The sequence below is a fragment of the Roseateles sp. GW821-FHT09H10 genome, from assembly GCF_059415865.1.
The window spans coordinates 63,832-76,762 of the sequence record NZ_JBWKOB010000001.1; the positions used below are offsets into that span (position 1 = coordinate 63,832).

The window sequence follows — 12,931 nt, forward strand, 5'->3', positions numbered from 1 at the left end:
CGCGGGGACGGCGATGCTCGCGGCATCGAGCCGCAAGCACATCGTCAAAGCGGGCCGGCTTGGGAACGGCCCGGCGCTCGGCCCGCGAACGCCGCGCCGCCAACGGAGAACTGACATGGTTAAAGGCACCGTCCACCTCGTCGACGACGACCCCGGCGTGCGCGACGCGCTGGCCTTCCTGCTGCGTTCGCGCGGCCTGGACGTGCGCACGTTTGCCAGCGGACCGGCGCTGCTGGATGCGCTGTCCATCGAGCCGCCGCCCAAGGGGGTGTTCCTGCTGGACGTGCGCATGGAGCCCATGAGCGGCACGCGGCTGCACGACGAACTGCTGGCGCTGCGGCTGAAGAATCCGGTGCTCTTCCTGACCGGCCATGGAGACATTCCCATGGTCGTCGAGGCGCTGAAGAAGGGCGCCTTCGACTTCCTCGAGAAGCCCTACAGCGACAACGCGCTGGCCGACCGCCTCGAGCAGGCCCTGGCCGTGGACGCCGCCATGCAGGCCGAGGGCGCCCAGGCAGCCGAGCGCAGCGCGCGCCTGGCCAGCCTGACCGAGCGCGAGCGCGAGGTCATGCTGCGGGTGGCGGCGGGCAAGCTCAACAAGATCATCGCGGACGAGCTGAACGTGTCCATCCGCACCGTGGAAGTGCACCGGGCGCGGGTTTTTGCGAAGCTGGGCGTGCGGTCGGCGGCGGAGGTGGCCACCCTGATTGCGGGGCGTTAGTGCCATGCCCCGTGGCAGGATGCCGCCACGGAGGATGACAAGATGGCAAAGGAGCTGGCCTGCCCCGGCCATGACGACAAGGTCGGCCTGAAGATCGACTACCTGGCCAAGCGGCTGGGCCAGGCCCTGGCGGCCCGGGGCTTCACGCGCAAGGGCCGCAACCTGCTGCGCGAGGCCGGCGAGGGCGTGGACCGGCATTGGCAGATCATCAATTTCCAGTCCGGCGAATGGAACTCGGGTGCCAGCGGGGTGTTCTACGTGAACCTCGCGCTGCAGTTCCCGGCCATCCAGCGCGTGGAAGCCGCACGGCCGGGCGCGGAGTGGTCGGCCGACCTGCTGGACAAGGTGGGTGAGGAATTCGGGCAGTTGCGCGAGCGCTTGCAGAACATGGTGCCGGAAGATCACCGGCTCGCAGGCTGGGAAATCAAGCTCAGCGCCGATGAATACCTGCCTGCGCTGGCGGATGCACTGGTCGAAGCCGTGGAGCAGCATGCTTTGCCGTGGTTCGCGCGCCATGCCTCGGTAGCTGCGGTGCGAGACTTCGAGGATGCGGACGACGTGGATGCGCCCGTCGCGGCCGCTATCACGCTGGGCGACAACGCGGGCGCCGAGCGTTTGCTGCAAGAACACCAGTTGAGCTTGGACTCAGCGTCACCGAACTACATCAAGGGCCTGCGCAACTGGCTGGAGCCATTGGGCGTGAACTGCGCGACCCTGCCCGCGCCTGGCGCTTCGCCAAAGAAGAACAGCTGGACCCTGCGCCGGGAGGCTGAAGAGGCCAGCGAAGACGCGCGCCATGCCGCCCACGCCGCCGAGTTGAGGGCGCAACTTGATCTGCAACGACCCGATCCGGCGCTGCTGGCCGCCGCCTGGCTGGCCGAGTGGCAGGCGCGTTGGCGCGACGACCCCAGGCCGCTGGTCGACCTACAAAGCGGCGTGGGCGTGGCAGCGCTGGATGCGCCCGAGCGCGAGGCGGTGCTGCTGGCGCTGCTGCAACAGTTGTTGGCGCTGGAGACCCCGATCACGCGGCACCCGATCCGCCATCAATCGGAGGAGTCAGAGTCCAACTACGACGTCGCCATGCTTCTGCAGGCCCTGCTGCCCAAGCTCGAGAAGCCCCAGCAAGCTTCAGCGTTGTTTACGACCCTGCGGGCACTGCAAACACGCCTGGATCAGGACACGGTGACCGCTCAGTATTCCTGGGGCTTTGCCAAGGTCGCCGCTTGGCTGGCCAAGCAGCCACAGGAGGCGAGCCTTCGCCGCGGCATGGAGTCTTGGCTGCAAGGCTTGACCGTGCTGATGCCGCTGCGCCACCAGGCGACGGAGCAGGCGTTGGCGGAGTGGTACAGCCGACCGCTGGACCCGAACTCATCCGACTACGCGTCGCAGTTGGAGCAGCGCGTCTCTTACGAGGCCGAGCTTGCTGCACAGGACACACCAGCGACGCTCGCCCGCCTCGCCGCCTATCCCGAGCAGTCGCTTGCCCCTGATGACAAGGCTGCCGTGCGCGCCTGGCGCCGTTGGCTGCGCCGCGACCCGGTCACTGGCCAGCTGCCCGTGCATTGCGAGGCCGACGACTGGGGTGGCCCGGCGATGCTTGCCTGGCGGCAGGCTGAGCCCGCGCTGCGCGAAGCGCTGAGCCCGGTATTGCAAGCCTGGCTGGAAGACATCGACACCAAGCCCCGCACGCTCAAGGCGCTCGCCGCCCAGGTGGTTGCGCTCCCGTCCGAGCATCGGTCTGACTGGCAGACCTGGGTGCTGGACCGCCTGCGCGCCTTCGAGCACAGCAGCGGCACGACCGAATGGGCCACCACGCGGATGCGACCGGGCGTCGGCGCGGTGCTGGGTGAGGACAGTGAGAACCTGCTGCTCGGCCTGCTGCTGTGGAGCTGGGCGGATCGCGGCATGCCGGATGAAACGCTGGCTCCGGTCTGGCGCACCTTGACCGAGGCCGCCTGGCTGCGCCTGCCCAATCATGGCGCCCGCGCCCCGGGCGTCGGCAAGCTGGGCCTGCGCCTGCTGGCCGGCCTGGGTGGATCGGCGCAGGAATTCGTACAGGCCTGTGCTGCCGCAGCGGCAGAAAAGCAACGCGCCAAAGCGGCGACCCAGGCCTTGGCCGAGCCGCTGCGCCGCCCCTGAAACGCTGGCACCAGGGTATTTGCGAAGCCGGGACGGAAGGCGTCTGCGCCGGTGACGACCACCTGCTTGCGGGGCGCCCAAGAACGACGACGTCGTAGAAACTCCCTGTATAGCCGTCCAACCAGGCCGGGAGGGATCCGATGGGCATTGAGTTCGTCCTGCAGCAGCCCTGTGCGCCGCGCCGGCACATGCCGGAGGCCCGGCTGCGCACGCTGGTGAATCACCGCGGCATTGCCGAGTCCGCGACCGCCAAGTTCCGCGAGCAATTCCCCCACGCCGACGACGAGACCCTGGCCAGCAAATGCACCGTCGAGATCGCGTTCGAAGGTCCGGACGGGGCGTCCAAGCCGATGCAGGTCACCGTCGGCCGGCTGCGGGACATGCTGGAGCCGCTGCAAGGCCTGGACGACGACTGCCGCGGCTGCCCGGCCAATGTATCGGGCCGGGGCCTGGGTTGCATCGGCAAGGTCCAGGCCCCCATCACGGCCGAGACCGAACGCTGGCTGCTCGCGCGGCTGCCGAACGACGTCAAGGACGCCGGCCTGCAGCGCCTGGTCCGCTACTTGGGCGAGCGCGGCATCGATGGCGCGGTGGTCGACGCGCGGCGCGGCCGCTCGCGCATGTTCGAACTCAAGGCACCCGCCGTCAGGAAATGGGGCGGCTGGCTGGGACCCAAGCTGCAGCTCAACTCCAGCCAGCTGCTGCAGATGTTGGCCTTTGGCGGCCCCATCAGCGCCGAGCGCGCCCGGCTGCTCGCGCGGCTGCTGGATCTGTCGGGCGGGGTGCCAGAGGCCTTGGGGCCCGTCAGCGCCGCCTCGCTCAAGACCCTGCTGCGGGCGGTCAACCTCGCGAGCCGCCTCGAAGCGACCTTGGTGGTCGCGGCCTAGTCCCTCAAGACCCGCTGACGCCCTTGGTGTGGCGGAAGAAGTTGTCGGGGTCGTAGGCCTGCTTGAGCGTGGCGAGCCGGTCCAGGTTGGGGCGGCCGTAGGCGGCCTCGACGCGGTCGCGGCCTTCCTCCTCGGTCAGGAAGTTGATGTAGGTGCCGCCGGTCGAGAACGCCCGCGTGGCTTCGAAGCAGTCGCGCGCCCATTGCATATTGGGCGCGTCGTCTTCGGGCTTCTCCCAGGATCCTGCGATGTTCAGCACATAGGCCGCATCGCGATTGCCGGCCGGTGAGTGACCCGCCGGCAGCTCGCCGATGGCGCCCTGGATCTGGAACATCAGGATGGCCGAATGCGGCGAGGCGAAGCGCGCCGCGTGCGCCACGGCCGCGTCGATGAGCCCGGGCTGGATGGCGGGCAGGTAGTGCGACTTCCAGTAATAGCGCCGGCCCTTGGGCTGGGTGGCGTCCAGCAGGCTCTGCATCTGCACATAGGGCCGCCGCGTCACGATGTCGGCGATGGGCTTGCCCGTCTCGCGCAGCTTCGCCAGCAGCGCTTCACCGTCCTCGACCTTGCCGGCGTGGCAGATGAAGATGGCCGCTATGGGCTTGCCATGCACTTCCTTGGGCAGCCAGGGCGCCGGTGGCGCGGTGCGCAGCACGGCCACGCTGGTGAGCTCGCGTGGCGCCGCGGCGCTGAACTCGCGCCAGGCCTCGAGCACCTGCTGCGCATCCTCGCCCTGCCAGGCGATGGCGCCGCCCAGGATTTCGGGGCCGACGGGAAAGAGCCGGTACTCGAAGGCCGTGACGATGCCGAAATTGCCGCTGCCGCCGCGCAGCGCCCAGAACAGCTCGGCGTTCTCGTCGGCCGAGGCGCGCTTGATCTCGCCATCGGCGGTCACGACTTCCATGGACAGCACCGTGTCGCAGGTCCAGCCATGGCGGCGTGTCAGATAGCCGAAGCCGCCGCCGACGGTGAGGCCTGCAATGCCGGTGGCCGAGACGAAGCCGAGCACGGCGGCGAGCCCATGGGCCTGCGTCTCGCGGTCGACATCGCCCAGGGTGCAGCCGGCTTGCGCCAGCGCGGTGCGGCGCAACGGGTCGACCCAGACACCGCGCAGCAGCGACATGTCGATCATCAGTCCGCCCTCGCACACCGCCAGCCCGGCGATGTTGTGGCCGCCGCTGCGCACCGAGCAGAGCAGCCCGTGCTGGCGCGCGAAGCGCACCGCCTGCACGACATCGACCGTGCCGGTGCAGCGCGCGATGAGGCCGGGGCGCCGGTCGATCATCGCGTTCCAGACCTTGCGCACCTCCTCGTAGTCCGCATCGTCCGCCGTCAAGACCCGACCCTTGAAGGCGGCCCTGAAAGCCTGCAGGGCGGCCGGATCGAGGTCCACGGCCCCGCCGTTCATGGCTGTGAGTCTGATCGTCATCTTGGGTCTCCTGGTGTCCATCGAAGCTGCGACGTCGACAGCATCGTTGGGACGTCGGCTCCCGGCCAGTCCAGAATCTGAAGCGTTTGCAAAGCCAGGGGTGAGCATGGACAACAGCTACGGCCAGTTCTGCACCGTCGCCCGCGGGGCCGAAGTGCTGTGCGAGCGCTGGACGCCGCTGGTGGTGCGCGAACTGCTGTGCGGCAGCAAGCGCTTCAACGACCTGCACCGCGGCGTGCCGCGCATGTCCACCAGCCTGCTGGCCCAGCGGCTGCAGCGGCTGGAGGAGTTCGGCATCCTGCGCCGCACCGCGGCCGGCAAGGTCTGGGAGTACAGCCTCACGGCCGCCGGCGAGGAGCTGCGCCCCATCGTCATGGCCCTGGGCCACTGGGGCGCGCGCTGGATAGGCAGCCGGCTGCGCGACGACGAACTGGATGCCGGCCTGCTGATGTGGGACATCCGGCGCTTCGCCCGCATCCCGGAGTTCCCGGCCCGGCCCGTGATCGTCAACTTCCAGTTCCGCGATGCCCGCAGCGGCGAGGCCTCGTGGTGGCTGGTGGTGGAAGAGGGCGTGGCCGACCTGTGCCGCACCGACCCCGGGCGCGAGCTGACCCTGGTGGTGGATGCCACGGTGCGGGCGCTGACGGAGATCTGGGCCGGCGACATCTCGCCCCAGCAGGCGCTGGGCGCTGGCGATGTCCGTGTCGACGGGGCCAGGCGCGATGCGCAGGACCTGTGGCGCTGGCTGGGCACCAGCGCCTTCGCACCGACGCGCAGCGCCGTGCTGACGAAGCCTCGGGTGGGCTGAGGGTCAGGCGCCATCGCGAGGCATGGCGATGCGTTACGGGGCGTTCCGGCCCGCACCTGGGGCGAATACGGATTGAAGATGCCGTTTGACCGTGAAGTTCTTGGCAATCCGAGTTGGCATGGGGTTTGCACTGGAGGTTGTGCCGAAGCGACTGGCTTCGGGGAACCTAAGGAGTACCTCACCATGAAGACCTGGACGAATCTGCGGCCCCTCACCCTCACGGCCGCTCTGCTCGCCACCCTGACGCTGACCGCGCCCGCGAGTGCCCAGGAACCCACCGTGCCCGCCGTGGCTGACCGCGCCATGCTGCGCAGTGCCCAGGGCGAATACCTGCTGGACGACGGCCGCACGCTGAAGGTCCACGTCGGCGTGCGCCGCCTGGGCGTCAGCGTCGACGAGAGCCCGCTGGAGACCTGGCGCGCCGAGAATGCCGAGCTGCTCGTCAGCCCCGACGGCCTGCGCCGCCTGCGCCTGTATCGCAATGGCGACGGCAGCGTCGACCGCATCGCGCTGGAGACCGACAGGATGCGTTGAGTTGCAGCGTTCGTGATGGCCGGCGCAGGTGCTCGCGGCGCCTGCGGACCGGCCTTTCCTTTTTATTGATCAGCGCACCGCCACGAAGCGGTACTCATGTTGGGCGTCACGCAGCACCAGTGTGGGCTGTGCCGCCTTGTCGTCGCGTACGAACTCGATGCCGCCGATGCCGGGGTCGATCGTCATGTAGCTCTGCGTGCCGTCCTCGTTCTTGCGCAGCGCGACCTCGCTGTTCCAGTGGTCGAACTGGAAGCGCACCTGGCCGCCCTTCCTGCTGACCTGGATGCGGCCGAGGTCGGGCGACACATAGCTGGCAGCAAGGGGCTTGATGGCGTCGGCCGGGATGGGCAGGGTCAGCAGCTCGCGCTGCTTGGCGGCTTCGGCCTTGCGGTTGGCTATTGCTACCTTGAGGCGCTCGTCGGCCTCCGGGCGGCCGTCGAACAGCACCTCCAGCAGCTTCCTCTGCAGCGGCCCGCGCAGCAGCACGCCGGCGTCGGAGTTGGTCAGGATGGTCACGCCGACGCCGTATTCGGGCAGCCAGATCATGTTGGAGTGAAAGCCCAGCATGTCGCCGCCATGCGAGGCCACGGTGATGCCGTACTGCCGGTCGACGAACAGGCCCATGCCGTAGTGGATGTCCTCGCTGACCATGACCTGCGGCTTGTAGCGCTCGGCCCAGTTGGCCTCGCCGATCAGCGGCTGGCCCTCGGGCGTGCGGCCCTTGTTGAGCTCCATCAGCACCCAGCGGCTGAAGTCGTTCGGCGATGTCCACACCGCGCCGGCGGGGCGGGCCGGGATGATGGTGTAGTTCAGGTCCATGCTGGCGCGGCGGGTGCTGCCGTCCAGTGCGTCGCCATGCGGCATGGCGTGGTTGCCGCGCAGCGCACGGGCGTAGTCGAAGGTGGTGTTCTTCATGCCCAGCGGCGCGAACAGCAGCTCCTGCATGGCCTGGTCATAGGCCACGCCGATCTCCTTGCCGGGCTTGAGCGCGCTGGCCGCGACGTAGCCGCCGGCCCCCACCATCAGATTGCTGTACTGGAAGACCTCGCCGAACTTGCTGGTCGGCTTCATGGCGCCGAGCTGGTCGAAGGTCGACTGGGCCGGCGCCTTGCCGCTGGCGAACAGCCACTCCAGGTCCTGGCGCGGCATGCCGGTGCAGGCGCACACCAGATGCTTGATCAGCACGCTCTTGGTGACGTCGGGATCAGCCAGCTTGAAGCCCGGGTAGGCCTCGACCGCGGGCTGGTCCCAGCGCAGCTTGCCGGCGTCCACCGCGCGGGCCAGCAGGGCCGTCGTCATGGACTTGGTGTTGCTGGCGGCCATGAAGAGGGTGTCGCCGTCCACCTTGGCGGGCTTGCCCTGTTCGCGCACGCCCAGGCCACCGGCCCAGACCACCTGGCGGTCGTTGATGAAGCTCAGGCCCACGCCGGGCACGTCGAGCTGCTTCATGCCGTCCGCGATGAAGGCCTTGAGCTGTTCGACGCGCTCGGGCGCCAGCGGCTTGGCTGATCTGCCGGCAAAGCTCTCGCGCTCATAGCCCTTGGGACGCAGGCTGGCGAAGAACTTGCCCATGGGCGCGCCGCGCTTTTCCAGCGTGCCCTCGGAGGCCTGCAGCAGCAGCACGACCCAGGCCTTGCCGTCGCCGGTGCTGCTGCGCCGGGCGATGGCCTGCAGCACCAGCTTCTCGTTGGGCGAGGTTTCGTACTCGAAGACCTGCTGGTCCACCCAGCCATTGCGATTGGCCCGCGGCGTGGCCAGGCGCAGCGTGCGCTTGAAGGCCGGGTCGACCCGGGCCCAGGCCTGGGCGACGGCATCGGCGGCGTCCTTGGCCGCGGCCAGCTCGACGACGGTGACGCTGGCATCGCCCTCGGGGGCGGTGAACTTCAGCGCCGCGCCCGCGGTGCTGGCGGCGAAGGCTTCGGGCGGGGTGTAGCTGTGGCCGGCGGGGGTGGTGTCGGCCTGGGCCGCAAAGGCAGCGGCAAGCAGGGATGCGATCAGCGAACGGCGCATGGGGGCTCCTGGATGAGGAGCCCGCATGCTAGAGCCGGATCACTGCGAGTTGATGGTGACGGTCACGCTGCCGGTCGTCGTCTGGCCGAGGTTGTCCTTCAGCGTGATGACGAGGTTGGTGCGGCCGGCGACGGGCCGGGCCCAGTTCACCGTCAGGCCGGTGCTGCTGGCGGAGAAGCTCATGCCGCTGGCGGCGCCGCTGATGCTGATGTCCAGCGAGGTGGCGCCGGGCGTGGAGTAGCCGATGGTGCCGCTGAAGGCCTTGCCGGCGATGCCGCTGAGGCTGGTCGTCGTCAGCGTGGGGCCGCTGGTGGCGGGCGCCGTGGTCGTGCCGCTGCCGGAGGTGGCGACGCTGACGCCGCTGAGGCTGCTCAGCAGGGCGCTGACATTGGGCGTGCCCCAGCCGGTCGGCGTGTCGTAGCCGGTCTTGGCGACGCAGCTGCTGCAGGTGCCGTGGCTGCCGGTGGTCACGTCCTTGAAGGCGTTGGCATAGACCGTCGGCACGGCGCCGATCTGCTGGTAGAGGGCGGCATGCGGCTGGCCGAGCATGGCTTTGCTGGACGTGGCGCGCATCGCGTTGGCGACGGCCAGCAGGCCGGCCCACTGCGGCGTGGCCAGGCTGGTGCCGCCGGCGCTGACCCAGCGCGTCGTCGTCGTGCCCGGGCTGATCAGGGCCACGTACTGGCCGGAGTTGGGGTCGGCGTTGAAGGCCACGTCGGCGACGGCGCGCCTGGCATAGCCGCCGACGGTGCCGCTCTGGTAGCTGGGCAGGGCCACATAGGCGCTGGTGCCGCCGCCGGTGCCGCTCCAGGTGGTTTCGCTGCGCGCGCCGCTGCTGTAGCTCAGCGTCGTGCCGCCGACGGCGACGACGCGCGTCGACACCGAGGGCCAGGCCACGGCCATGCCGTCGTCGCCGGTGGCGGCCAGATAGCTCATGCCGCTGCCGGTGAAGGCGCTGTCGTAGTTGGACGTCCAGCTGCCCTCGCCGGCGCCGAAGCTCATGGACACCACGCCGGGGCCCATCCGGTTGGCGAGGCCGACGGCGCGCGACAGGCTACCCACGCCGGCATCCGGCGCCTCGATGAGGACGATGCGGGCCAGCGGCGCGGTGGCATGGGCCCACTGCACGTCCAGAGCGATCTCGGTGGCCCAGCCGCTGTCGTAGCCGGGCGCGGTGGCGGTCAGGGCGCCGGCGCTGGTGCTGTAGGCGACGACCAGCTCGCAGCCCGTCTTGGAGGCGGCTGCCAGTGGCAGGCTGGTGTTGGCGGCCAGGGTGCGCGTCGTGCAGGTCGGCAGGTTGAACTTGGCGTTGAAGGCGGCCAGCTCGGCGACGATGTTGGGATCGTGCTTGGCGTTGACGATGTAGATGGTCTGGCCGGCGCCGAGCTGGGCGGCTTGGGGCGCCGTCAGGCCGGTGGTGCTGGCGGGCAGGGCCGGCTGGCCATAGGCGGCACGGATCTGGGCCGGCGTGTAGACGGTGACGGGCGTGGACGCGGCCATGGGGCTGGCCTCGCCGGCTTCGGCGGCGAGGGCGCGGCGGCGCAGCGTGTCGTCCAGCGCGGCCAGGGTCAGCCCCTTGGTGGAGACGCCGGCACGGGCGCTGGCGCGGTGCGGCTCGGCGCCGTCAACGGGCGCGTCCAGCTCGACGGCCGCGGCGTGAAAGCTCGGTTGGGCCACGGCTTCGCTGCCTTCGGTCAGGTCCACGCTGAGGTTGATGACCGAGACGGACTCGCTGACCTGGACGGTCGGGCTGTCGCCGCCGCTGCCGCCACCGCAGGCGGCCAGGGCCGCGGCGGTCAGCAGGCTGAGAGTCAGAGAGAGGTGGCGGGTACTGCGCATGGCCAGGTTCTCGTGCAAAGCAGAGGGCCACGCCGATCAAGACCTGCTGGTCTTGGCGGCCCCGCTGCCGTGGCGCCTGCGTGATGCAAGTGCTTTAGGCCGGTGGCTTTGCGTCCCTGCCTTTCGACGGGTTTGCCCTCAGGGTTTAAAACAGCTTCAGTCTAGGCGCCGAGGTGGCGGCATGCACTGCCCGGTGAAAGCGGTGCGTGACTTCTGCCTCGACGGGCGGCGTGAGCTTGAACTGCCGCCAGTCTGGGTTTCGTGAGTTACTGCCGTGTCGTTGCTTTGTGTCACACGGGACACAAAAGCACGCTCACGCCGGCGCGATCTCCACCGCCACGCCGCTCAGCACGGCATTGCCGCTCAACGGATCACGCGCCGCATCGTCCAGCAGCGCATTCATGTTGACGCCGGGCCGCTCGCGTGCCACGGCCAGCTGCACGCCGTCGAGGTCATGCCCCCAGCCATGCGGCAGGCTGACGACGCCGGGGCTCATGTCGGCGCTGCGTTCGACACGTGCGATCAGCTCGCCGACGGCGCTCTTGATCTTGGCGAACTCGGCCAGGCCCAGGCGATCGGCATCGCCCGGATTGACCAGCAGGGTGCAGCGGTCCGGCCCCTTGGCCAGCACGGGCAGGTTGTGCATCCAGCTGTTGCCCGAGCGCGTGTCGCGGCGGCCGATGAGGCTGAACTCGGGCGCCGGCTCGGTCTTGACCTCGGCCAGGTCGGCCAGCACCGAGGGCGGTGCCAGTTCGATCTTGCCGCTGGGCGTGCGCAGGATCTCGGGAATGCGCGGTGTCAGCGCGCCCAGGTCCACGCCACCGCCTTCGATCGTGCTCGCGGCCTTGACCTTGGCGAGGTTGATGCCGTCGGGCTTGCGGCCGAACTGGTCGCCATAGGGGCCGACGCGCAATTGCAGGTCGATGAGGCGCTCGGGGCCGCGCCAGGGCTGCAGGGCGGCCAGCACGGCGGGCGTCTGGTCGCCGGCGAAGCGGCGCACATCGGCCTCGATGGCCTCGTCGTCGAGCTGGCCCACGTCGACGCTCAAGCCCCGGCCCTCGAGCAGGGCGCACAGGCGCAGGATGGTCTGCCACTCCTGCGGCGTGCCGGCCGGCGCGTCGAAGACGGGGCCGGAGAAGCGCGCGTGGTTGCGGTGGCTGAGCTGAGGGAAGGCGACGTCGTAGTGCAGGTCTTCCAGCGGCGACAGGCCCGGCAGGATGACGTCGGCATGGCGGCTGGTCTCGTTGACGTAGATGTCCATGCTGAGCATGAAGTCCAGGCCATCCAGCGCCTGCGCGATGCGCGGGCCGCCGGGAGCCGACAGCACCGGATTGCTGGCGATGCTGATCAGGGCCTTGATCTGGCCTTCTCCGGCGGTCTCCATCTCCTCGGCCATCACGGTGATGGGCAGTTCGCCGAAGACCTCGGGGGCGCCCGAGACGCGGCTCTTGCGCCGCCCCGTCGTGATGCCCTTGCCGCTGCCCGGCTTGCCTTGGGTATTGGGCGCGAAGGCGGCCGCCTTGGCGAACATCGCGCCGCCTTCGCGATCGAGGTTGCCGGTCAGCGCGTTGATGAGGTCGACCAGCCAGGAATTGACGGTGCCGAAGCGCGTCGTGCAGGTGCCGATGCGGCCATAGACGGCGGCATGCGGCGCCGCGGCGATCTCGCGGGCGATGCGGCGCTGCACCTCGGCCGGGATGCCGCAGCCGGCGGCCGTGACCTCGGGTGCAAACGGCGCGACGGCGGCGCGGGCTTCTTCCAGGCCGTTGATGTGCTCGGCCAGGCGGCCCAGCTTGACGAGGCCCTCGTCGAAGAGGGTGTGGGCGATGCCGGCCAGCAGCAGCGCGTCGCCGCCAGGCCGGATGGCCAGGTGCTCGTCGGCCGCCGCGGCCGTCTCGCTGCGGCGCGGGTCGACGACGACGATGCGCCCGCCGCGCGCCCGCATGGCCTTGGCCTTGCCGCGGTAGTCGGGCACCGTCCACAGGCTGCCGTTGCTGATCATCGGATTGCCGCCGAGGATGAGCAGGTAGTCGCAGCGTTCGATGTCGGGCAGCGGGATGGACAGCCAGTGGCCGAACATCAGGCCGGCGCTCAACTGCTTGGGCATCTGGTCCAGCGTCGAGGCGCTGAAGGCATTGCGCGTGCCCAGGGCCCGCACCAGGCGGGGCGTGTAGGCCAGCAGGCTGACCTTGTGCGCGGCCGGGTTGCCGATGGTCAGGGCCACCGAGTCGGGCCCATGCTCACGCCAGATCGGCAGCAGGCGCTTCTCGATCTCGGCAAAGGCCTCGTCCCAGCTGGCCGGCACGAACTCGCCGTCGCGCTTGATCAGCGGCGTGCGCAGGCGGTCGGGGTCCTCGTGCAGGTCCTTCAGGCTGACGCCCTTGGGGCAGAGATAGCCGTGGCTGAAGACGTCGTTGGCGGCGCCGCGGATGGCGATGACCTTGGCGCCTTCGGTCTTCACTTCCAGGCCGCAGCAGGCCTCGCACAGGGGGCAGATGCGGTAATGGCTATCGGACATGGCAGGTCTCCTGATCGGTCTTTCGAGCGATTCTGAAGCGCCCAGC

The 12,931-nt window shown here is 69.8% G+C and carries 9 protein-coding genes and 1 riboswitch; of the genes, 5 read left to right on the forward strand and 4 right to left on the reverse strand.

Annotated elements, in window-relative coordinates:
* Positions 1–115: 115 nt before the first annotated feature.
* The 3 genes from AC07OY_RS00295 (at position 116) to AC07OY_RS00305 (ending at position 3,747) form a co-directional block, all read left to right on the forward strand.
* Positions 116–721 carry a response regulator transcription factor gene (locus tag AC07OY_RS00295; protein WP_495040524.1) on the forward strand — a complete coding sequence of 202 codons (606 nt, stop codon included), beginning with the start codon at positions 116–118 and terminating at the stop codon, positions 719–721.
* Positions 722–763: 42 nt separating this feature from the next.
* Positions 764–2,860 (forward strand): DUF4304 domain-containing protein, encoded by a 2,097-nt coding sequence (locus AC07OY_RS00300; RefSeq protein ID WP_495040525.1) that lies wholly within the window; start codon positions 764–766, stop codon positions 2,858–2,860.
* Between the two features lie 140 nt (positions 2,861–3,000).
* A complete protein-coding gene (locus AC07OY_RS00305) occupies positions 3,001–3,747 on the forward strand; it encodes a hypothetical protein (RefSeq protein WP_495040526.1) in 747 nt (248 codons plus the stop codon).
* Positions 3,748–3,751: 4 nt separating this feature from the next.
* Here the strand turns inward: AC07OY_RS00305 and AC07OY_RS00310 are convergent, their stop codons facing one another.
* On the reverse strand, positions 3,752–5,176 hold the full coding sequence (locus AC07OY_RS00310; RefSeq protein WP_495040527.1) for an FAD-binding oxidoreductase: 1,425 nt from the start codon (positions 5,174–5,176) through the stop codon (positions 3,752–3,754).
* A 106-nt stretch (positions 5,177–5,282) separates the two neighbouring features.
* Between AC07OY_RS00310 and AC07OY_RS00315 the strand changes: the two genes are divergently transcribed.
* Together AC07OY_RS00315 and AC07OY_RS00320 are read left to right on the forward strand one after the other, a co-directional pair.
* On the forward strand, positions 5,283–5,984 hold the full coding sequence (locus tag AC07OY_RS00315) for a winged helix-turn-helix transcriptional regulator (RefSeq protein WP_495040528.1): 702 nt from the start codon (positions 5,283–5,285) through the stop codon (positions 5,982–5,984).
* A gap of 183 nt (positions 5,985–6,167) precedes the next feature.
* On the forward strand, positions 6,168–6,518 hold the full coding sequence (locus tag AC07OY_RS00320; protein ID WP_495040529.1) for a hypothetical protein: 351 nt from the start codon (positions 6,168–6,170) through the stop codon (positions 6,516–6,518).
* 69 nt (positions 6,519–6,587) lie between these two features.
* Here the strand turns inward: AC07OY_RS00320 and AC07OY_RS00325 are convergent, their stop codons facing one another.
* From AC07OY_RS00325 to AC07OY_RS00335, 3 genes are all read right to left on the reverse strand, one after another.
* Positions 6,588–8,528: a serine hydrolase domain-containing protein gene (locus tag AC07OY_RS00325; protein WP_495040530.1), complete on the reverse strand. Its 1,941-nt coding sequence runs from the start codon at positions 8,526–8,528 to the stop codon at positions 6,588–6,590.
* A 39-nt stretch (positions 8,529–8,567) separates the two neighbouring features.
* Positions 8,568–10,367, reverse strand: coding sequence for a S53 family peptidase (locus AC07OY_RS00330; protein WP_495040531.1), 1,800 nt, complete (start codon positions 10,365–10,367; stop codon positions 8,568–8,570).
* Between the two features lie 51 nt (positions 10,368–10,418).
* Positions 10,419–10,514: riboswitch (cyclic di-GMP riboswitch) on the reverse strand.
* Between the two features lie 166 nt (positions 10,515–10,680).
* Complete coding sequence (locus AC07OY_RS00335) at positions 10,681–12,885, reverse strand: molybdopterin-dependent oxidoreductase (protein ID WP_495040532.1); 2,205 nt, start codon at positions 12,883–12,885, stop codon at positions 10,681–10,683.
* Between the last annotated feature and the right edge of the window lie 46 nt (positions 12,886–12,931).